Source organism: Epilithonimonas sp. (genome assembly GCF_032054305.1).
Classification (GTDB): domain Bacteria; phylum Bacteroidota; class Bacteroidia; order Flavobacteriales; family Weeksellaceae; genus Epilithonimonas.
Genome location: NZ_DAMBSX010000005.1, coordinates 132,898 through 153,085, shown reverse-complemented (window position 1 = coordinate 153,085; position 20,188 = coordinate 132,898). Strand labels below are relative to the sequence as shown.

The 20,188-nt window shown below is 35.7% G+C and carries 19 protein-coding genes; 11 read left to right on the top strand and 8 right to left on the bottom strand.

Translation table 11 applies throughout. From position 1 onward, the window contains the following. Positions 1 to 115: 115 nt before the first annotated feature. Positions 116 to 1,975 carry an endonuclease gene (locus tag RTX21_RS12055; protein ID WP_312767987.1) on the top strand — a complete coding sequence of 620 codons (1,860 nt, stop codon included), beginning with the start codon at positions 116 to 118 and terminating at the stop codon, positions 1,973 to 1,975. A 48-nt stretch (positions 1,976 to 2,023) separates the two neighbouring features. Here RTX21_RS12055 and RTX21_RS12050 read toward each other — a convergent pair whose 3' ends face one another. Next, entirely contained in the window at positions 2,024 to 2,722 is a 699-nt protein-coding gene (locus RTX21_RS12050; protein ID WP_312767985.1) for an SMUG2 DNA glycosylase family protein, read from the bottom strand. Between the two features lie 194 nt (positions 2,723 to 2,916). On the opposite strand from RTX21_RS12050, the gene purC reads away from it, so the two are divergent. The 3 genes from purC (at position 2,917) to RTX21_RS12035 (ending at position 6,041) form a co-directional block, all read left to right on the top strand. Next, positions 2,917 to 3,639, top strand: coding sequence for a phosphoribosylaminoimidazolesuccinocarboxamide synthase (gene purC, locus RTX21_RS12045; RefSeq protein WP_312768480.1), 723 nt, complete (start codon positions 2,917 to 2,919; stop codon positions 3,637 to 3,639). Between the two features lie 19 nt (positions 3,640 to 3,658). Next, the gene (gene purF, locus RTX21_RS12040; protein WP_312767984.1) at positions 3,659 to 5,182 is read left to right on the top strand and encodes an amidophosphoribosyltransferase; all 1,524 of its coding nucleotides are present in this window, start codon (positions 3,659 to 3,661) and stop codon (positions 5,180 to 5,182) included. A gap of 439 nt (positions 5,183 to 5,621) precedes the next feature. Next, positions 5,622 to 6,041: a nucleoside-diphosphate kinase gene (locus RTX21_RS12035; RefSeq protein WP_312767983.1), complete on the top strand. Its 420-nt coding sequence runs from the start codon at positions 5,622 to 5,624 to the stop codon at positions 6,039 to 6,041. A 177-nt stretch (positions 6,042 to 6,218) separates the two neighbouring features. On the opposite strand, the gene rpe is transcribed toward RTX21_RS12035, so the two are convergent. From rpe to RTX21_RS12020, 3 genes are read right to left on the bottom strand one after another with little or no spacing between them, the layout of a single operon-like run. Further along, positions 6,219 to 6,869, bottom strand: coding sequence for a ribulose-phosphate 3-epimerase (rpe, locus tag RTX21_RS12030; RefSeq protein WP_312767981.1), 651 nt, complete (start codon positions 6,867 to 6,869; stop codon positions 6,219 to 6,221). 33 nt (positions 6,870 to 6,902) lie between these two features. Then, positions 6,903 to 7,259 carry a four helix bundle protein gene (locus RTX21_RS12025; protein ID WP_312767979.1) on the bottom strand — a complete coding sequence of 119 codons (357 nt, stop codon included), beginning with the start codon at positions 7,257 to 7,259 and terminating at the stop codon, positions 6,903 to 6,905. A 43-nt stretch (positions 7,260 to 7,302) separates the two neighbouring features. Beyond that, positions 7,303 to 8,379: a M42 family metallopeptidase gene (locus RTX21_RS12020; RefSeq protein ID WP_312767977.1), complete on the bottom strand. Its 1,077-nt coding sequence runs from the start codon at positions 8,377 to 8,379 to the stop codon at positions 7,303 to 7,305. A gap of 59 nt (positions 8,380 to 8,438) precedes the next feature. On the opposite strand from RTX21_RS12020, the gene RTX21_RS12015 reads away from it, so the two are divergent. After that, a complete protein-coding gene (locus RTX21_RS12015) occupies positions 8,439 to 9,143 on the top strand; it encodes a DUF4294 domain-containing protein (protein WP_312768479.1) in 705 nt (234 codons plus the stop codon). Between the two features lie 37 nt (positions 9,144 to 9,180). On the opposite strand, the gene RTX21_RS12010 is transcribed toward RTX21_RS12015, so the two are convergent. From RTX21_RS12010 to RTX21_RS12000, 3 genes are all read right to left on the bottom strand, one after another. Further along, positions 9,181 to 9,822: an outer membrane lipoprotein carrier protein LolA gene (locus RTX21_RS12010; protein ID WP_312767975.1), complete on the bottom strand. Its 642-nt coding sequence runs from the start codon at positions 9,820 to 9,822 to the stop codon at positions 9,181 to 9,183. 148 nt (positions 9,823 to 9,970) lie between these two features. Beyond that, the gene (locus RTX21_RS12005) at positions 9,971 to 12,559 is read right to left on the bottom strand and encodes a T9SS-dependent M36 family metallopeptidase (RefSeq protein ID WP_312767973.1); all 2,589 of its coding nucleotides are present in this window, start codon (positions 12,557 to 12,559) and stop codon (positions 9,971 to 9,973) included. A 141-nt stretch (positions 12,560 to 12,700) separates the two neighbouring features. Continuing rightward, complete coding sequence (locus RTX21_RS12000; protein WP_312767972.1) at positions 12,701 to 12,991, bottom strand: putative quinol monooxygenase; 291 nt, start codon at positions 12,989 to 12,991, stop codon at positions 12,701 to 12,703. A 124-nt stretch (positions 12,992 to 13,115) separates the two neighbouring features. On the opposite strand from RTX21_RS12000, the gene RTX21_RS11995 reads away from it, so the two are divergent. After that, positions 13,116 to 14,459 carry a dihydrolipoamide acetyltransferase family protein gene (locus RTX21_RS11995; RefSeq protein WP_312767971.1) on the top strand — a complete coding sequence of 448 codons (1,344 nt, stop codon included), beginning with the start codon at positions 13,116 to 13,118 and terminating at the stop codon, positions 14,457 to 14,459. 199 nt (positions 14,460 to 14,658) lie between these two features. Here the strand turns inward: RTX21_RS11995 and prfB are convergent, their stop codons facing one another. Then, positions 14,659 to 15,771, bottom strand: coding sequence for a peptide chain release factor 2 (gene prfB, locus RTX21_RS11990; RefSeq protein WP_312767970.1), 1,113 nt, complete (start codon positions 15,769 to 15,771; stop codon positions 14,659 to 14,661). A 179-nt stretch (positions 15,772 to 15,950) separates the two neighbouring features. On the opposite strand from prfB, the gene RTX21_RS11985 reads away from it, so the two are divergent. From RTX21_RS11985 to RTX21_RS11965, 5 genes are all read left to right on the top strand, one after another. Next, positions 15,951 to 16,511 (top strand): sigma-70 family RNA polymerase sigma factor, encoded by a 561-nt coding sequence (locus RTX21_RS11985; RefSeq protein ID WP_312767968.1) that lies wholly within the window; start codon positions 15,951 to 15,953, stop codon positions 16,509 to 16,511. Further along, a complete protein-coding gene (locus RTX21_RS11980; protein ID WP_312767966.1) occupies positions 16,492 to 17,181 on the top strand; it encodes a hypothetical protein in 690 nt (229 codons plus the stop codon). Before RTX21_RS11985 ends, RTX21_RS11980 begins: the two co-directional genes overlap by 20 nt. A 6-nt stretch (positions 17,182 to 17,187) precedes the next feature. Further along, complete coding sequence (locus RTX21_RS11975) at positions 17,188 to 18,264, top strand: hypothetical protein (RefSeq protein ID WP_312767965.1); 1,077 nt, start codon at positions 17,188 to 17,190, stop codon at positions 18,262 to 18,264. A 219-nt stretch (positions 18,265 to 18,483) separates the two neighbouring features. Continuing rightward, positions 18,484 to 18,882, top strand: a complete 399-nt coding sequence (locus RTX21_RS11970; RefSeq protein ID WP_312767962.1) for a hypothetical protein — start codon at positions 18,484 to 18,486, stop codon at positions 18,880 to 18,882. Between the two features lie 7 nt (positions 18,883 to 18,889). Further along, the gene (locus tag RTX21_RS11965) at positions 18,890 to 20,071 is read left to right on the top strand and encodes an acetyl-CoA C-acyltransferase (protein ID WP_312767960.1); all 1,182 of its coding nucleotides are present in this window, start codon (positions 18,890 to 18,892) and stop codon (positions 20,069 to 20,071) included. The last annotated feature ends 117 nt before the right edge of the window (positions 20,072 to 20,188 follow it).

Genomic DNA, 20,188 nt, shown 5'->3' with positions numbered 1-20,188 from the left:
GGATTTTTTGTTGAGTCAATCAATGTAAATAATTATTAACAATCAATTTTAAAATAATAGGCCATATATTATGAAAAAATGATATTTTTATGACCCGCTATTTAAAAATATCGATATGCTGAAAAAATACATATTCGCAATCATTGCTTTTCCTGCTATTCTATCCGCACAAGCTCCGGAAGGTTATTATTCTGGGACAGAGAATCTTTCCGGTTATGCTTTGAAGAGCAAACTTCACGATATCATTTCGACCAAGACTTATAATTATCATTACGATGATTTGAAAACGCTTTACGGACAGACTGATATCGATAAATACTATGACTATGATGCAAGTAATTCGACTTATTTATTAGATATTTATTCCAATAATCCCACAGGAACTACGGCTTATCATTACACGCTTAGCAATATTATAGGAAGTGCAAATGCGGAAGGTCTTGGCTGGAATCGTGAGCATATGATGCCGCAAAGTTCCTTCAATAGTGCTTACCCAATGTATTCTGATTTGTTTTTTGTAGTTCCTACAGATGCGAGAATCAATCAGTTGAGGAGTAATTATCCTTATGGAAAAGCTGGTTCTACAGTTTATTATAGTTTTACAAACGGCTCAAAACAAGCTTCTAACGGAACACCGAATGCAACTTATACAGGAAGGGTTTTTGAACCGATTGACGAGTTCAAAGGTGATATTGCGAGAAGTTTACTTTATTATGCTGTGAGATATGAGGGGAAATTAGGAAGCTTCAATTTCACTACGAATGCGGCTGACCCGACAAAAGACCAAAATCCTTTGGACGGAACGGAAGAGAAAGCTTACGAAAATTGGTACGTTGCGATGTTATTGAATTGGCATCAATTAGACCCGGTTTCTCAGAGAGAAATTGATAGAAATAACTCGGTTTTCAATATTCAAAAAAATAGAAATCCATTCATCGACCATCCGGAATGGGTTGGTTTGATTTGGAATCAGACATCTGATAATGTTGCGCCTTCTGCACCATCTCAACTTTCTTTGGAAAGAAATTCTGCTTATTTCATCAACCTAAACTGGCAAGCAAGTCCGGAAAATGATGTTTTGGGTTATAATATTTATCAAGATGGAGTTTTAGTCGCTAAATCTAAGGCAACTACGGTTTCAATCGACCATTTGACGCCAGATACAACTTATAATTTTACCGTAAAAGCTTATGATAATGCTTATCTGGAAAGTTCGCAGAGTAATACAATGAGTGTTACAACTTTGGCAAATGATGTTTTTGCGAAAGATTTGCAAATTGTAAAATATCTGGAAGGAACGAGTAATAATAAAGCGTTTGAAATTGCCAATAGAACTGGTCACAAGATAAATCTTCAAGGTTACAAATTATATATACAATATAAAGGAACGGCTTATTATTTTGGAGAGCCATTTGAATTGGAAGGTGAGATAGAAAATAACCAAAGTTTTGTTGTCATCAATCCAAATGCGAACTTTAGTTGTTTCAATAATTCGAGTGCTAAATTTGTAACTGCTGCGCCTTCTCTGACTTTTTCGGGAAGTAATTATGTGGATCTATCTTATAAGTCAGGAACTATTGATGCGATTGGTATCAAAGGTCAAGATAATTCCAATGCCAACAAATCGCTTTACAGAAAGTCAGAAATTACCAATCCAACAGCTACTTTTGATATCAACGAATGGACAAGTTATTCGTCAGATTATTGCCAGGGTTTAGGCGTTTTAGCTGTAAGTGATATTGTAAATAAAAATATAAATTTCAGCATTTATCCAAATCCGGTTGTCAGCCAGCTTAATGTGAATGGAGAAATCAGTAAAGCAAAATCGGCGAAGATTTATGACCTTTCCGGTAAACTTATAAAGGAAATCAATAATCCTTTCGTTAATCAAAAATCGATTGATGTTCAGTCTTTTCTTCCGAACGCTTATATTCTGAATATCGATGGAAAATCAGTCAAGTTTATTAAGAAGTAAATTCATTGAGAATAATTTATAAAAGCATTTCAACTCTGAAATGCTTTTTTATTTGTCAAAATTGTTAAGGGTAAGAATATATTTGTCAATATACAGTTGCTTCTCTTTCGATTTGTATTGTTGTATAAATCTTGGATGTTCCAATATTTTCAACTCGTCAAACAATTTTGCTTCATGATTCAATTTCTGAATAAAATCTGCATTTTTCTTTCCCAAAACAAAAACCTTCGAAGTATCGATTCCTAAACTGATATGTTTTTTCAGAGAATCAATCATAAAATCCTTTACCATTTCGAAGAGAGTTTTGTCATCATAATAGTTCGCATTGATCCATTTGTTTTTTTTTGTTTTTCTAATGATTGCCAAAGGGAAAGGAGAGTTGATATAAAAATTTTGGTAAAAAAGTTCCGCACCTCCAAATGCTTCAATCATGTCATATATAAAGACTGAAGAAATCTCGTGAGTGTAGGCTGATTTCATCTCGATTCCGCAGATGTCTCTCAGCCGTTTCGTGTCTGTAAAAGGAACTCCAGTCACTCCAGCGCCGTGTCTGCTTGGATTGATTCCGATGATGAATTTCCTTATTTCCGAATCATTATAATATTTGTGATAAAATTGTTGCATCACATCCAAAGTTTCGGGATTATCCAAATAAGGATTCAAAACTCGGAATCCATCTGGAAGCAAGCCGGAATATTTTAAATTAAGATTGAAGTCAATCACTTTTTCGCCAAAAGTTTGTGTCATAAATTAAATTTAATGCTTTGGTTTTATCAATATCAATACCTAACAAGTGTGTGTTAATCAATAATTATTACTGAATTTATAATTTTATAAAAAAGAAATATAAAATTCGTAAATTTGTGCATAAATCTAATAGTAAAAAAGTTTAAATGGAAATTGCTTCGTGGCAAATTCCGTTTAAAAAAATGAAAGTAATTATGAGTCAAAAGAAAGAAATGCTTTATGAAGGTAAAGCTAAACAGGTTTTCGCTACCGATAAACCTGACGAAGTCGTTGTACGTTACAAAGATGATGCTACGGCTTTCAACGCACAAAAGCGCGGACAGTTCGATAGAAAGGGCGAACTGAACAATGCGATTTCTACACTAATATTTGGTTATCTTATCGAAAATGGAATTCCAACGCACTTCATCTCAAAATTGGATGACAGAGAGCAGTTGGTGAAAAAAGTGGATATCATTCCGTTGGAAATGGTCGTTCGTAATTACGTTGCTGGAAGTATGGCTCAGAGATTAGGCGTAGAAGAAGGTTTAAAATCTCCGGTAACTATCTTTGACCTTTGTTACAAAAAAGACGAATTGGGAGATCCACTGATCAATGACCATCACGCTGTTTTTCTTGGCGCAGCAACTTATGAAGAACTGAATGAGATGTATGCCCTAACAGATAAGATCAATCAATTATTGATTGCTTTATTTGATAAGGCCAATGTGATTCTTGTCGATTTCAAAATCGAATTGGGGAAAACTTCCGACGGCAAAATTGTTTTGGCAGACGAGATTTCTCCCGACACTTGCAGACTTTGGGACAAGGATACAATGAAGAAGCTTGACAAAGACAGATTCCGAAGAGATTTGGGCGAAATCACGGAGGCTTATGTCGAGATTTACAATAGATTACAAACAGCTTTAGAAAAATAAAATCCGAGATCAAATAAAAATGGATTTAGAATTTCAAAAATATAGCACGTTACCGAAATACGCATTTCAAAATCGCTATCAGGAATTCGAAGACACCAAACATCTTTCCAGAGAAGAAAAGGATGAACATTATCCTTTCGACAAAATGGAGGAAGAATGTGGCGTTTTCGGATTACATTCTATAGAAACCCAAGATACATTTTCGCTTTCCCAGTTCGGACTTTTTGCTTTGCAGCATCGTGGTCAGGAAGCTTGCGGAATTGCCGTTGGAAATAACGGGAAAATACTTTCTGTAAAAGATGAAGGTCTGGTTTTAGACGTTTTCAAAACGATAGAAGAGCCGGAGCAGTTTATGGGAAGTACAGTTATTGGTCACACCAGATATACGACTGCGGGAGATAAAAAGAAATACAACTTCCAGCCATTTTTTGCAAAGAACGAATATGACCAGATCATATTATCAATCGCTCATAATGGAAATCTGACCAATGCCAAGCAACTTCGAAAAGAATTAGAAGAAGAAGGTGTGGTTTTCCGTGCCACTTCTGATACTGAAGTAATTTTAAGATTGATTCAAAAAAATCTTGACCTTGGACTTCGTGGCGCAATAAAAGCAACGATGGAAAAAATTGAAGGTGCTTATTCTGTAGTTGGGATTACAAGAAACAAATTTTTTGCGTTCAGAGATTTCAATGGAATTCGACCTTTGGTTTTAGGTGCGATTGATGAAAATACCTTTGTTGTAGCTTCGGAAAGTTGTGCACTGGATGGAGTAGGAGCGCAATATGTGCGTGATATTTTGCCTGGTGAAATTGTTTATACAAGCGATAATGAAGAAGGTTTGCAGTCTTATTTGGTTAAGGATGATTGTGTCAACAAGATCTGTGCTTTCGAATATATTTATTTTGCAAGACCAGATTCTACATTGGAAGGAATCAATGTTCACGAAGTTCGTGAGAAATCTGGAATGAAAATCTGGGAACAAGCGCCTGTAGATGCAGACATCGTGATTGGAGTTCCAGATTCTGGAGTTCCCGCTGCGATCGGGTTTTCCAAGGCTTCAGGTATTCCTTTTAGACCCGTTTTAATCAAGAATCGTTACATTGGGCGTTCGTTTATTATTCCGTCTCAGGAGATGAGAGAACATTTTGTAAATCTGAAACTCAATCCGATCGTTTCTGAGATGAAGGATAAAAGAGTGGTGATCATCGATGATTCTATCGTTCGTGGAACTACTTCCAAGCGTCTGGTTAAGATTCTGAAAAATGCAGGTGTGAAGGAAATCCACTTTAGAAGTGTTTCTCCTCCAATCATTGCGCCTTGTTTTTTAGGAATTGATACTCCGACAAAGGATGACTTAATTTCTGCCAATATGAACAAAGAAGAATTGAGAAAATATCTGGATGTTGACAGTTTAGAATTTCTAAGTGTCGACAATCTGATTAATATTTTAGGTTCGCCAAATCATTGTTTCGGATGTTTTACAGAAAAATATCCAGTGAAAAATCCAGATGAATTGGCATTTGTAGATCAAGGTGACTAATATTTGACTTGGTCGAACCTTTCGTTAGGGTTTGGGCAGCTTTTTCCGTCTTCCGCTCCCAATCTTTTTTGCAGAAGATTTCAGATAAATAGAAATCGAGTAGAAGCAAAAAAGGATTTCCGCTCAAGCCGGGCTGCTGCAATTCGCTGATCGAAAGCGTGATAAATATCAAATTGATTTAAATCAATTATAATAAAAACCGCCAAACAAATTATTTGTTTGGCGGTTTTTTACGCCATATAATTTTTAAAAACAAAAAACCCCAACCGAAGTTGGGGTAAAAACTAATAACCATGAAAACTCAAATTAAACATGAGAATCGAAATTAAAGTAACAAATACTGTGCCAGAAAAAACGACTCTTTGAAAAAGAATTTCCGTTTGCAAAAATAAGTAAAAAATATTGTAAATTTGCAACTCTTAAAAAAATAAATTAAAAAATGTCAGGAAAAATCACTTTTACCATGATCAAGCCAGATGCAGTAGCGGATGGACACATTGGAGCGATTCTTGGAAAGATCAGCGAGGCTGGTTTTAAAATCAAAGCTTTAAAATTGACGCAACTTACTGTTGCTGATGCAAAAAAATTCTACGAGGTACACGCTGAAAGACCTTTCTATGGAGAACTAGTTGATTTTATGTCTTCTGGACCTATTGTAGCTGCGGTTCTTGAGAAAGATAATGCGGTAGAAGATTTCAGAACTACAATTGGTGCTACAAATCCTGCTGAAGCTGCTGAAGGAACTATCAGAAAACTTTTCGCAAGAAGCATCGGAGAAAATGCTGTTCACGGTTCTGACTCTGACGAGAATGCTCTTATCGAGGCTCAATTTCATTTTTCAGGGAGAGAGATTTTCTAATTTCTTCTGAAAAATCAAATATAAAATAGGCTATCAAAACTGATAGCCTATTTTTTGGTGATAATTTCTAAATAGCCCCGATGGGAACGGCATCCTTTTTTGTCTTTGCTGAAAATTTTCTTTCGATGACAAAATGTCTAAGACAAAAAAGATATAGTGGACAGCGGGATTAAGCTCCTAAATCTTCAATAATTCAATCGTCTTCTCAGGATTTTCTGAAGAGAAAACGGCGTTTCCAGCCACCAAAACGTCTGCGCCAGCTTCGAAAAGTTTGGATGCATTGTCGAGATTCACACCGCCGTCAATTTGGATTAATGCGGTAGAATTGTTGCTCAAAATCAAATCTTTGGTTTCGCTGATTTTTTTATAGGTATTCGGGATAAATTTTTGACCGCCGAATCCCGGATTCACACTCATCAATAAAACCAAATCTACGTCTGCAATAATATCTTCTAACATCAAAACTGGCGTTGCGGGATTGAGAACCACGCCTGCTTTTGCACCTTTGCTCTGAATCAAATGGATGGTTCTGTGAAGATGCGTGCAAGCTTCGATATGCACGGAAACCAAGTCTGCTCCATGATCTATGAATTCTTCCACATACTTTTCCGGCTCCAAAATCATCAAATGAACATCCACGAATTTTTTGGCGTGTTGCTGAACTGTTTTCATCACTGGAAACCCGAAAGAGATATTTGGGACAAAACGCCCATCCATCACATCTACATGAAGCCAATCTGCCTGGGAATTGTTTAGCATATCGATATCCCGTTGCAGATTTCCAAAGTCTGCGGACAAAAGCGATGGTGCTATAAGTTTGTTTTTCATTTTTATTTAGATTTTAGAGTCAAGAATCAGGATTCAAGACTTTATTAGATTATTTTTAAAAGTGTATATCATTTTTTGAATTCCAGATAATTCTTTCAGAAGCTGTTCGGTAATCGTTTCTGAAAGGAGATTTAATTCTTTTACTAATATTAATTGTGTCTGTAATTCAAATGCTGAACCTAAAGCAATTCCCAAAAAGTGATTGAATTCTTTGTTGCTGTTCCTGCCAGAACCTTCGGCAATATTTGATGGGATAGAAACTGCACATCTTTTGATTTGAGAAATTAATCCAAATTTTTCATCAGAATTAACGTCTTTACAGTGTACGTAAATTTGTTTTGCTAATGAAATTGATTTTTGCCAAAAAATTAATTTCTCGAAATTGTGCATTATATTTAATCTTGACTCTAGGTTCTTGTTTCTTGACTCTTTTTTAATGGTATTTCAGTTTCATTGTTGGTTTGATTTTCAGAAGGCTTTCGTAGATCAATTTGATAACGTTGGCAACATCTTCTTTTGAAACCATTTCCACTGTTGTGTGCATATATCGCAAAGGTAGAGAAATCAAGGCACTTGGAACACCACCATTGGAATGAGCAAATGCGTCTGTATCTGTTCCTGTTGCTCTGCTGGCAGCAGCTCTTTGGAAAGGGATTTCTTTTTCTTTTGCTGTATCGATAATCAACTCACGAATCGTGTGATGAACACTTGGAGCAAAGAAAACCACAGGTCCATCACCACATTTTTGGTCACCTTCTTTTTTCTTTTCGATCATTGGCGTGGTTGTGTCGTGGGTCACATCTGTCACAATGGCAATGTTTGGTTTGATGGTGTCAGCGATCATATCTGCGCCATAAAGTCCAACTTCTTCCTGAACAGAGTTGGTAACATATAATCCGAAAGGTAATTCTTTCTTATTTTCTTTCAAAAGTCTTGCAACTTCGGCAATCATGAATCCACCAATTCTGTTATCCAAAGCTCTGCAAACAAAATATCTGTCATTCAGTTCAAAAAACTCATCTGGGTAAGTTATCATACAACCTACGAAAATTCCCAATTCTTCTACTTCTTTTTTGGAAGTTGCTCCGCAATCGATGAAGATATTTTCGATTTTTGGCGTTGGCTCATTTTGGTTGGCACTCCTTGTATGGATTGCAGGCCAGCCGAAAACACCTTTAATGATGCCTTTTTCTCCATGGATGTTTACGACTTTCGATGGTGCGATGATTTGGTCAGAGCCTCCATTTCTGATAACGTAGATCAATCCATCGTCTGTAATATAATTGACATACCAACTGATCTCGTCAGCATGTGCTTCTATAACAACTTTGAAATCTGCTTCCGGATTGATTATTCCGTAAGCTGTTCCATAATTATCGACTTCAATTTTATCAACATAAGGCTTGATATAATCCATCCAGATTTTTTGTCCATTATGTTCATAACCAGTCGGGGAAGCAGTGTTAAGATATTCTTCTAAAAATTTAATTGATTTCTCTTCGAATTTCATATATAAAAGGAATGGTTTTTGATGTTAAATTTTGTTAATGATTTATGCGAGTAAAAGTAATGATTTTTAATAAATTGATTCCAATTCTTTTTCTGTTTGTTGGTGTATTTTGCTTTTCACAACAAGATACTTTGCAGATAAAATCTTTTGATGATATTCCAAAAAACAAATTGAAAAAGGATGAATATGGAAACGAATATTATTATGACGAGGCTCAAAAGGCTAAGATATATAAGATAAATGGGGAACAAGTAATCGTAATGGATGAATTGACATTAAGGGCTAATCCGCACTTCAATAATCAATTGGATAGAAATTTTTATTTTTTCCTGAATAAAAAACTGAATCGCGTTTATCCATTGTTTTTAGCTGCGTTGGAACAATATCGTGATATCCAGAAAGAAAGTGCTAACATGAAAGGTTCTGACAGAAGCAGATACATTAAAAAAAGGCAAACCGAATTGGCGGCAAGCTATGAGAAACAATTGAGAGGATTGACAACTTCCGAAGGACAGGTTTTTGCTAAATTAATGAATCGTGCAACTGGAAAAACTGTTTATGAGATCATCAAAGAATTGAGAGGCGGCTGGAGCGCTTTTTGGTGGAATGTGAAAGGCAATATTGCTGATGTAAGTTTGAAAACACCTTATGACCCTCATAAATATAGAGACGACCTTTTCGTAGAATCTTTGTTGCAATCCAATTGGAATTTAGGTTACCTGCAACCTTATCCTGGCGCAAGCGAATATAAAATGAAAAAATAAAATAAAAATGCATTACGAGCGTAATGCATTTTTTTATTTATAATTCAGTTATCAGGTAATTTTGATATTTATTTTTATCGAAACTAAATAATGAAGGAGATAATGTTTGGTTTTCTTTATAATTGCTAATTGTTATGACCGCAATTTCATGATTCGTAGAAAGTTGTTCGAGCTTGATCAGTTTTTTCTGAGGAGAATTGACATATAAGGTAACACTTTTCAATCCATTAGCCTTTACTGGGGTCATTTTAATTATATCTACCGGAATTCCACTAATTGTTTTCTTCCCGGAGTAGCTCACATTATATTCTTTTTTATATGAATCCAAATAGCTTAACGGGGAAAAATGAACTTGGTCATCATTGGCTTTTGAGATGGTGATTTCTTTGTCATCATCATTGATATTGTAAAGCTTGTTGCCATCAAATATCTGCTCAGTTCCCATTATTTTCAATTTATATCTCGTATTGTCCGAGTAGAAAATCCCGGTCTGGTTTTGATTTGTTTTACCATTTCCAGTAGAGTAAGAGAATTTGAAATAAGAATTCTTTTTACTCTTATAGCTTTTAGTTATATCATCTAAAATTGTCTTGGATTTAGTATCAATGGTCTGAGAGTAGGCAATAAAACTATTTCCCACAAAACTTAAAGTCAAAAATGTCTTTAAATAATTCTTCATTTATTTTTATAATTAAATTTTTAACAAAGTTACTTTTTCAATATTGATACCAAACTTTTGAAATGATAAATTTTGTTAAGGAAAATCATAAAAAAAACCTTTTCAGTATTTTTCTGAAAAGGTTTTGTAATATTAGAATATTAGAGAGTTATTCTACGATTAACTTCTCTGCATTAGATTTTCCGTTTTCTGTAATTACTACAAGATAAGTCCCTTTGATAAGTCCTTTTGTGGAGATAGAATCAGAGCTGTTTTTCTTTCTTTCAAGAGATTTTGCCAGTTTTCCGTTCATATCAAGAACTTCCACTTTGATAGTTTCGTTACCAACAGTTGGTGCTGCTTTGATGAAGAATTCTCCTTTTGCAGGATTAGGATAGATTCCAAAAGCTTTATTTTTTGCAATGTCTTCGGTTGCAAGTATACAGTTGGCAGGAACAGCAAAGTTTTCCACCTGGTCGGTAATACTTGCTGCAGTTCCTGCGGAAGCATTAACGCCTAAACCTCTTCTTGCAAATACTTCCCATATAAGACAAGTGTCTGCTCCCCCAGCTAAATCTGCAGCTTGAAGAATTGCATTTCTTCCCGAAACGAAATCGGGATTACAAGGTTGTAATTTTAAGCCATCCATTACAAGTTGTAATGTTTTTGCACTCCCAGAGTTAGGGTCAGCTGTCACATCATAATTGTATCCGTATTTTTCAGCCATTTTCCAATGAAGATCCCAAAGTATAGTAGCCCAGATCTGTCCTACTGCGTGTGGTTGTCCACCTGTACTGTTTGTATAGGCATAAGTGAATGGATTGGCGTTCATATCCGTGGTATATCGGTAACTTCTGATTCCCAAAGCTGTGGGAGCGCTATTGGCAGAATATGTAGCAATTCCTCTTCCTGTAGTAGAAGTATAACTAGGTGTATTGGTCAACATTAAGGCAAAAAAATCTGACCATCCTTCTCCCATTTGTTCCAAGTTTGTTAAGCAGCTGTATCCTTGCGCTGTCAATCTGTTGGAGATTCCATGTCCATATTCGTGTATGATTACTCCGTTATCAAAACTAGAGTTTTTGTAACCGACAGCTAAGTCTTTTAGATTAACATTCACTGTTCTGCCGGCGTTAAGTTCTGAGGTTATAAAGTCACCTTCATCCTTAGGAATCATTATAGAAGGGATAGATACATTTGTGACGTTTGCAACACTGATGTCTGTAACCGTATTAGAAGCTGTTCTATGAACGATCATTCCGATAGCTCCGGCATCTTGTACAGTCTTAGCTTTCACATTATAGGCACAGCTTGTAGTGTTCACCATTGCTATTTTACCAGTAAGACTGCCTGCGGTAAGAGCTGTGCAGCCTGTTGCTACAGAAGGTATTACGATATCTGCAGTGATTCCTGTTTCCATCAGTTGTTTTCCAAAGTTGGCGGAGCCTGTGTTAACAGCTGGTCTGGTCGCAAGTACAGGATCTGTATAGAATAATCTTTGTTTTAACGGAACGGAATAATTCCATAAATACATTTGCATTCTTGGAGCTTGTGTAGTATATGATCCGTTACTGTTCAATATCTCATATCCTGAATTGAAATTGGCATTGTTGTAACCACTTCCATCAAGAGCTTCTGCTCTTACAGCATCGTTTCCAGCACCTCCTTTCCCAAAATTGTTAGATTGGAAATTTCTTGTAGCTTCCGTAAATCCAAATTTATACATGATATCATGAACCATGTTATTCGCATAGAAAAGATTGGTTACAGTCGAGGCTCTGTTTTCGTACTGGCTTAATGTCGGGGATTCTGCAAAAGGAAAATCGAAAGTAAGGCTTCCTGTTGTGCTACTCACAGGTGAGAAACCTGCTGTATTAGTTCCACTGTTGTCAACATAAGCCAAAACATTATTGCCATAGGTGTTGGTAAAGTTTGAGGTTCCATTAGAATGCCAGCCTTCTGGTGAGGCAGTTGGATCCCAAGGATTTGTTACAATAGATCTTGATCCAAAAGTAGGAGCTTCTACAGGAAATGCAAATACATTATAGCTGGCATTGGTTGCTGCTTTTGGGTTGTTTGCTTTGTTGGAGTTAAGATTGCTATTTAGGTGACTCAATAAATGAGACGAATTATCTTCTGATTGGCTGAAATGATCTGCATCACCGAAGTTACACTCGATAACCATGTTGTTCTTTTCAAGGATCTCACCATTTGCCAGGCTTACCAAAACAGAAAAGTGTTTGTTCTCTTTTGTACTGTTGATAAAGAATAACTGAGCTGGAATCAAACTATTATTTTTGCTAAAGAAGAAACGAATGTTAGCTACTTTATCATCATCAGAGTTGACTATTTCATTGGATTGGTCCAAAAGTTCAAAATTTCCTTCTTTGATGTCTAGCGCCCGAAGTGCAGTAGAAAGGGCTTCTGATTTATCTATTTTGTCTGCAATAACAGTAAGATTCGCTTTTTGAAAATTGTTATTGAAAGAAATGACTTTGTTATCTCTTATTACTGCTTTGGCCAGAGATTTATAAATGGGCGTGTTCCCATGATATTGCTGAACATTCACAATGTCGGAACTTAAACTGGCAGACTTGTCCTCATTCAGAATTTTGAACTCTGGTGTTGCAACATTACGAAAACTAACATCTTCTTTAATAAAATTACTTATCAGTTGTTTACTAGATTGTGCATCTACATTGGCAAATAAAAAGAAAACGCCTAAGCCAGCACATTTACTGAGTTGATTTATTTTCATATTGAAATTTATAAATTAGATTTAAAATTGAGATTAGCAAAAATATTGAAAAAAAACCTTTTTTATGTAATAAATATAAATAAATTTCTATATTTTGAATTTTTGGTAAATATTTAACTTAAATATTGATTATTTTTTAAATTAAAAAAGTTTGTTTCCAACATAAACTATATTTGGATTTTCTAATAATGAGGCAATGTTTTCACGGAATTTCATCATATGTTCAGAAACCTGATGGTTGTGAAGGTCCTCATTGGTTTCCCAATTTTCGTGAATGAAAAATACTCCTTTATTTCTATTGTCTTCGAAGAGGTCATACTGCATACAGCCTTTTTCTTTGCGGGTTTCGATGACTAGTTTTTTTAATAATTCAATAGCGTCCATTATGGAGTTTTCTTTGATGTGGATAATTGCGCTTAAGTAGATATTCATTGTATAATTCTAAAAATTTTGATTATCAAATTTATAAAAAAATCAGTCGTATAAATTTTAAATAATAGAATTATATAATTAATAAAAAAAAATGTACTTTTGGGAAAATTCAAAAAAGTGTAAAATGGCAGAATATAAACTATTGCTCCCAAGCATGGGCGAAGGAGTTATGGAAGCGACAATTATCAGCTGGATCTTTAATGAAGGCGATTTTATAAAAGAAGACGAATCTGTGGTGGAAATTGCAACAGATAAAGTCGATTCTGATGTTCCGACTCCGGTTTCGGGGAAAATTATCAAAATCCTTAAACATAAAGATGAAGTTGCTAAAATAGGTGAAGCCATTGCAATTTTGGAAACAGAAGGCGGTTCTTCGGATTCAGAAGCACCGGAACCAAAGTCTTACGAAGCCGTAAAAGACCAAATCGTTCAGCCTGAGCCGGAAGTTATCAATACTCTTGAAGAACCATTGTCAAATAACTTTAGTTCAAATAGTAATCAAAATTCAGATCTATATCTTTCACCTTTGGTTAAATCTATTGTTCAGGAAGAGAAAATTTCTGAATCTGAACTTAAAACTATAAAAGGTAGTGGACTGGAAGGTAGAATTACCAAAGAAGATATTCTTGGATTTGTGAAGAACAGAAGTTCTAAGTCGGAGAGTTTTAGTGTTAGAGAGTTAGAAAGTTCTTCCAAACAAGAAACTGCTCCAATATCAAATCCAAAGCCCTCAAACCCTCAAGCTCTCCAAATCAATGACGGCGACGAAATCATCCAAATGGATAGAGTTCGTAAAATCATTGCAGATGCGATGGTTAACAGCAAACATACTTCGCCACACGTGACTTCTTTCATTGAAACTGATGTGACGAATGTTGTGACGTGGAGAAATGCCAACAAAAATTCTTACCAGAAAAGGGATGGTGAAAAACTGACGTTTATGCCGATTTTCATTCGTGCGGTGGTGAAGGCAATTCAGGATTTCCCAATGATTAATGTATCTGTTGATGGCGATAAAATCATCAAGAAAAAGAATATCAATATCGGAATGGCAACGGCTCTTCCAGATGGAAATCTGATTGTTCCTGTGATTAAAAATGCAGACCAACTAAGTTTATCTGGATTAGCAAAAGCAATCAACGATTTGGCTTATAGAGCAAGAAATAAAAAACTGACGCCAGCTGATACGCAAGGCGCAACTTATACGATTTCCAATGTTGGAACTTTCGGAAACCTGATGGGAACACCGATTATTCCTCAACCTCAGGTTGCTATTTTGGCCGTTGGTGCAATTGTGAAAAAACCTGCAGTTATAGAAACTGAATTTGGAGATGTAATTGCCATTCGTCAGAAGATGTTTATGTCACACTCTTATGACCATAGAGTAGTGGATGGAAGTTTAGGCGGAATGTTCCTGAAACACGTCAACGACTATCTGGAAAATTGGGACCTCAATACAGAAATATAAAATCGAAGCCTCAGAATTTTCTGAGGCTTTTTATTTTTAAATATAATTTGGGCAGCTTGATCTGCCTATAGTTTATCCTGAGCTTGTCGAAGGGCTCCCAAACCTAACGAAGTGGTTCGACGGAGTCAATCTTTTCACCTCACTTCGTTACGTAAAAAGGATTTCCGCTCAAGTCGGGCTGCTGCAATTCAGATGTTTATTACAATTCATCCAGTTCATCTACAGAACCTTGCCCTTCATTCATCAGATAAGCTTTTAAGAAAGGCGTAAGGTTTCCGTTCATTACACCGTCTACATCAGAGGTTTCATATCCTGAACGTACATCTTTTACCAATTTATAAGGATGCATCACATAATTTCGAATTTGAGAACCCCATTCGATTTTCATTTTTCCGGCTTCGATTTCATTTCTGGCTTTCATTCGTTCCTCAAGTTCAATTTCATAAAGCCGGGAACGTAAAAGTTGCATTGCTTTTTCCTTATTCTGAAGCTGAGAACGAGATTCTGAGTTTTCAATGATAATTCCTGTTGGAGCGTGACGAAGACGAACCGCTGTCTCAACCTTGTTTACGTTTTGTCCACCAGCGCCTGAAGAACGCATTGTTTCGAAACTAATATCAGCAGGATTGATGTTAATTTCAATCGTATCATCCACCAACGGATAGACATAAACGGAAACGAAACTCGTATGACGCTTAGCATTACTGTCAAAAGGCGAGATTCTTACCAATCTATGAACGCCGTTTTCACCTTTCAGATAACCGAAGGCAAATTCACCTTCGATTTCTAAGGTTACAGTTTTTACGCCCGCAACATCGCCTTCCTGGAAATTCAGTTCACGGATTTTGTAGCCTTGTTTGTCTGCCCACATTGTATACATACGCATCAACATACTTGCCCAGTCGCAAGATTCGGTTCCGCCAGCTCCAGCTGTGATTTGAAGAACTGCAGATAATTCATCGCCTTCGTTAGAAAGCATATTTTTAAATTCCAGGTTTTCGATTTTTTCGACTAACTCTGGAAAAGTTTCATCTAATTCTTTTTCAGAATCTGGGTCTTCTTTTGCGAATTCTAAAAGAACTTGTAAATCTTCAAACTGAGAATTGATTTCTTCATAACTTTCCACCCATTTTTTCTTGGAACGGAGTTGTTTCAAGAACACTTCGGCTTCTTTTGGTTTTTCCCAAAATTCTGGTGCAGCAGTTTTCTCGTCATCGTTGGAAATCTCGATTTTCTTTTTCTCGATGCCGAGAAATTTGTGAAGGTCTTCTATCCTGGATTGTATATCTTTTACTTGGTCTGTATTTACCACGTTTGTTTTAATTTTTGCAAAAATACGAAGAAAGACTTTAAATTATAAGTTATAAACTTTAGATTTTAAACCGAATTTTATACTATTGATAATCAGTTGGTTGGAAAATAAATTTAAATTATTGAGAAAATTGAGGCAACCATTTCGGATTTTTGTCGTCTTATAGTCAGAAAGAGAAAATGAATCGAGATTTACAACATATCTTTTCCAAAGCAAAGAAAAATGACCGGCTGGCTCAGAAGAGTTTGTTCGAGATGTTTTCTAGAAAAATGTTGTCGGTCGCGAATTCTTACATTAACAATAGGGATGATGCGGAAGAGGTTTTGATGAATGCTTTCTACAAGGCATTTACGAAGTTGGAAGATTGTAAAAATTATGAATTGTTTCCGTTTTGGCTGAGGAAAATTGTGGTGAATGATTCGATTAATTTTATTCGGAAAACCAAACACATTTTGTATGCTGAAACTGAATTTAAAGATTCGATTGCTGAACAGATTGATGATGTAGACGAAATTGCTAAAGACATTGATTTGGATATGATTTTCAAAGAAATGCCGATTGGTTACAAACTGGTTTTCAATCTTTCGGTTTTTGAGGAAAAGAAGCATCAGGAGATTGCAGAAATCCTGAATATCTCCGAAGGAACCAGCAAAAGCCAACTTAGCAAAGCGAAAAAATGGCTGAAAGATTATTTTAATCAACAACAAAACACCAAACAAAATGCAGAATCTGAAATCTAAATACGAACAACAGGAAATGAAAATTTCTGACAGTCTTTGGGACAGATTGGAAGAGAAACTCGACCAAGTTCCTGCGAAGGAGAAGAAGCCGAAAATAATTTGGTTACGTTATGTGGCGGTTATTTTATTGATGATTGGTCTGGGTGGAAGTTTTCTGATGATTAATCATAAAACTGATATTAATGAAAATCAGGAATTTGCAAATCAGACTGAAAATAGTGATAATCAAGCTTTAATTCCATCAGAACAATCAGGAAATGTTGAAATTGTAAAATCAAATCCAGTTAATTCAATTTCGGATTCTGATAATCAAAAGTTTGTGGTTGAAAGCTTAAAAGGCAATCAATCATTTAATAAAGAAAAGTCAGTTTCAAATCAAATTTCTGAAAAAGAATTAATTATAAAAAAAGAAGAACCTCAGATTGTTCCTACACCAGAAGAGCAATTGGCTCAAACTGATATTCAAAAACCAAGAGAGAAAGTAAAATACGTGTCTTCGTCGGATTTACTTTTCGGAGTAGAAATCGACAAAGCCAAAATTGAGACCCCAAAATCTGCAATGGGAATCAATACGATAAAATCAAAAAATGACTCTGATTTCCCTAATCCAAAACGCATTAAACTCTTTGGAATTACACTCTACGAAAAAGATTCTATAACAACTAAATAAACTATTATGAAAGTCAAAATTCTACTTTTAGCAATGCTTTCAGGCTTTGCTACAGCACAAACTACGCTTGATAATCAAATGAAATCTTATACTGAGAAAGTTAATTCAATCGTATCAACAGAGAAAGCTAATATGAAAACGGAGACGGATAAAATCGATGAAGCTTTTTTTTCCGGAAAGATAACTAAAGCGGAGCAAATTGCTCAGAAAGAAACAGTTTCAAAAAAATACGAGGCTATTATCAATGATAAAATTGAGAACGAGCGTCAGCAATTGGAAGATATTACAAAAACAGCAGTTGCCAATTCGGTTTATAATACAAAACTTGATACTTTACGAAAAAAAGACGTTTTTGTTTTCAGCACTTCGGGACTGACTATCAGAAAAAGCGGAAAATCTCCTGCGCAATATCTGAAAAGCAGTACGCTGAGCGTTGGCTATGCATTTGCCAATCTTACAAAGGACAAAGGCAGTTTCAACCCTTTTGAGAATGATTCTGAGATGAGAATCGGGAACTCGCACAGTGTTGAAGTTCAGTTCAGAACGGACCGTCAGCTGGGAACTTTTACAAGTCCTTGGTTTATAAGATATGGTTTAGCCTACAGAACCGACACCTATATGCCGAAACGTCCGCAGGTTTTTGTGCAGGAAAATTCGCAGTTGTTTCTTGAGAATTTTGAAGAAGGCAGATTGAAACGTTCCAAACTCAGAAATGTTTATTTGACTTTACCGATAGAATTTCAGCTTTACCTCAATCCAAAATATACCGATTACGACGGTAAACAATATCTGGATGTCAGAAAAAAGATGTGGAAAATTGGGGTAGGAGCTTATGCGGGGATCAATACGAGAAGTATTGTCAAAGTGAAGTATTATGATGAAGGAAGTAAATTCCAAAAGTACGATTACACTCTGGACGACGGTGTGAATGCGTTCTTATTCGGAGGGAAATTCAGTTTGGGCTATGGTGGCGTTAACTTATTCATCAAAAAAGATTTTACCCCAATTTTTAATAACAAAGCCAATCTACCAAACAAAAACGGAATCCAAATCGGAATCGAAATTGCCAATATTGATTTTTAAATTTTCATAGAACATTCTTATACACTATTTTCTTATTAAAAGCATACTTTTTACTAAGTATGCTTTTTTTGTTGAATAATATATTCAGAATGTTTGTCATTCCGTAGGAATCTAAACTGCTGAGATTCCTACGGAATGACAAAGTGATGTTTTAAAATCTTCTTAATTCATTTTTGCAAGTCAAGAATTTTTATTTACATTGGTGAACAAGAATTAAGAATGAAAAATTTACAGTTAATCGGTTTGTTTTTGGTTGTGGCAGGCAGTTTTTTGCCGCTGGTTCATATTCCAATCGTTGGAAACTGGAATTATTGGAAAGTCGATAACACACTTGCGATGGCGGTTTGGGGATTTTCTTTATTGACGCTGGTTTTCATTCTAATTGGCAAAAATAAATTCGTGAAAATAATGGCATTTCTAATGATAGTGCTTTTTGTTTTCACAATTGTTGCTGTTAAGCTAAAATCTTTAGATTATTTCAGCTTTTTACCGTTCAAGTCTTGGCAATCTACATTTGCAGGAATCGTGAAATTATCGTGGGGCTGGTTCATCGAATTCTTGGGAGTCACTCTAATTTTAATTGCATCAAGAAAAAATATCAATACAATAAAAAATTAAAAATATTATGAAAGAAGTATTCATCGTATCAGCGGTCAGAACGCCAATAGGAAGTTTTATGGGAAGCCTGTCGGGAGTTCCTGCAACACAATTGGGAACTGCTGCGGTAAAAGGAGCTTTAGACAAAATCAACCTTGACCCGAGTTTGGTTCAGGAAATTTATATGGGCAATGTTTTGCAGGCGAATTTAGGACAAGCGCCTGCAAGACAAGTTGCTTTAGGTGCAGGTTTATCCAATCACACACCTTCTACAACCATTAATAAAGTATGTGCTTCCGGAATGAAAGCCGTAACAATGGCAGCTCAGGCAATTAAAGCTGGCGATGTGGATGTTATCGTAGCAGGCGGAATGGAAAATATGTCAAGTGTTCCTCATTATTTAGACGGAAGAAACGGTGTGAAATTGGGTGACATCAAAATGCAGGACGGACTTTTGAGAGACGGCTTGACCGATGTTTACAACAAAGTTCATATGGGCGTTTGTGCGGAAATGTGTGCTTCTGAATATAACATTACAAGAGAAGAGCAGGACGCTTTTGCAATTCAGTCTTACAAAAGGTCTGCGGCAGCTTGGGAAGCTGGAAAATTTAAAGATGAGGTTGTTCCTGTAATTATTCCTCAAAGAAAAGGAGAGCCAGTTATTTTCTCAGAAGATGAAGAATATAAAGCAGTAAAATTTGATAAAATCCCAACTTTGCCGACGGTTTTCCAGAAAGAAAATGGAACAGTAACAGCAGCCAATGCTTCAACATTGAATGACGGTGCTTCTGCATTGATTCTGATGTCAAAAGAAAAAATTGAAGAGTTAGGATTGAAACCGTTAGCCAAAATCATTTCTTATGCTGATGCAGCTCACGAACCTGAAAAATTTACAACGGCACCTTCTAAAGCTTTACCAATTGCTCTTAAAAAAGCTAATCTTACAAAAGATGATATTGATTTCTTCGAGTTCAATGAAGCGTTTTCTGTTGTTGGTTTGGCAAATAACAAAATCCTTGGTTTAGATGATTCTAAAGTGAATGTTAACGGTGGCGCAGTATCGCTGGGACATCCACTTGGGAGTTCTGGTTCAAGAATCATTGTAACTTTGATTAATGTTCTAAAACAGAACAACGGAAAATACGGTGCAGCTGCGATTTGTAATGGTGGCGGTGGCGCAACAGCGATTGTTATTGAGAATTTACAATAATTCTTGATTATAAATATTGAAAACCCTTTCAGAGTTCTGAACTTTGAAAGGGTTTTGTATTAAATAATTCTTATCGGAATCAACTTTTTACTCATTAATGTGATTCCTTTTTTTATT

Excerpts from the sequence above, each read along its gene's own strand:
- RTX21_RS12055 (WP_312767987.1), top strand. The coding sequence starts at position 116 with ATGCTGAAAAAATACATATTCGCAATCATTGCTTTTCCTGCTATTCTA.
- RTX21_RS12050 (WP_312767985.1), bottom strand. The coding sequence starts at position 2,722 with ATGACACAAACTTTTGGCGAAAAAGTGATTGACTTCAATCTTAATTTA.
- purC (WP_312768480.1), top strand. The coding sequence starts at position 2,917 with ATGAGTCAAAAGAAAGAAATGCTTTATGAAGGTAAAGCTAAACAGGTT.
- purF (WP_312767984.1), top strand. The coding sequence starts at position 3,659 with ATGGATTTAGAATTTCAAAAATATAGCACGTTACCGAAATACGCATTT.
- RTX21_RS12035 (WP_312767983.1), top strand. The coding sequence starts at position 5,622 with ATGTCAGGAAAAATCACTTTTACCATGATCAAGCCAGATGCAGTAGCG.
- rpe (WP_312767981.1), bottom strand. The coding sequence starts at position 6,869 with ATGAAAAACAAACTTATAGCACCATCGCTTTTGTCCGCAGACTTTGGA.
- RTX21_RS12025 (WP_312767979.1), bottom strand. The coding sequence starts at position 7,259 with ATGCACAATTTCGAGAAATTAATTTTTTGGCAAAAATCAATTTCATTA.
- RTX21_RS12020 (WP_312767977.1), bottom strand. The coding sequence starts at position 8,379 with ATGAAATTCGAAGAGAAATCAATTAAATTTTTAGAAGAATATCTTAAC.
- RTX21_RS12015 (WP_312768479.1), top strand. The coding sequence starts at position 8,439 with ATGATTTTTAATAAATTGATTCCAATTCTTTTTCTGTTTGTTGGTGTA.
- RTX21_RS12010 (WP_312767975.1), bottom strand. The coding sequence starts at position 9,822 with ATGAAGAATTATTTAAAGACATTTTTGACTTTAAGTTTTGTGGGAAAT.
- RTX21_RS12005 (WP_312767973.1), bottom strand. The coding sequence starts at position 12,559 with ATGAAAATAAATCAACTCAGTAAATGTGCTGGCTTAGGCGTTTTCTTT.
- RTX21_RS12000 (WP_312767972.1), bottom strand. The coding sequence starts at position 12,991 with ATGAATATCTACTTAAGCGCAATTATCCACATCAAAGAAAACTCCATA.
- RTX21_RS11995 (WP_312767971.1), top strand. The coding sequence starts at position 13,116 with ATGGCAGAATATAAACTATTGCTCCCAAGCATGGGCGAAGGAGTTATG.
- RTX21_RS11985 (WP_312767968.1), top strand. The coding sequence starts at position 15,951 with ATGAATCGAGATTTACAACATATCTTTTCCAAAGCAAAGAAAAATGAC.
- RTX21_RS11980 (WP_312767966.1), top strand. The coding sequence starts at position 16,492 with ATGCAGAATCTGAAATCTAAATACGAACAACAGGAAATGAAAATTTCT.
- RTX21_RS11975 (WP_312767965.1), top strand. The coding sequence starts at position 17,188 with ATGAAAGTCAAAATTCTACTTTTAGCAATGCTTTCAGGCTTTGCTACA.
- RTX21_RS11970 (WP_312767962.1), top strand. The coding sequence starts at position 18,484 with ATGAAAAATTTACAGTTAATCGGTTTGTTTTTGGTTGTGGCAGGCAGT.
- RTX21_RS11965 (WP_312767960.1), top strand. The coding sequence starts at position 18,890 with ATGAAAGAAGTATTCATCGTATCAGCGGTCAGAACGCCAATAGGAAGT.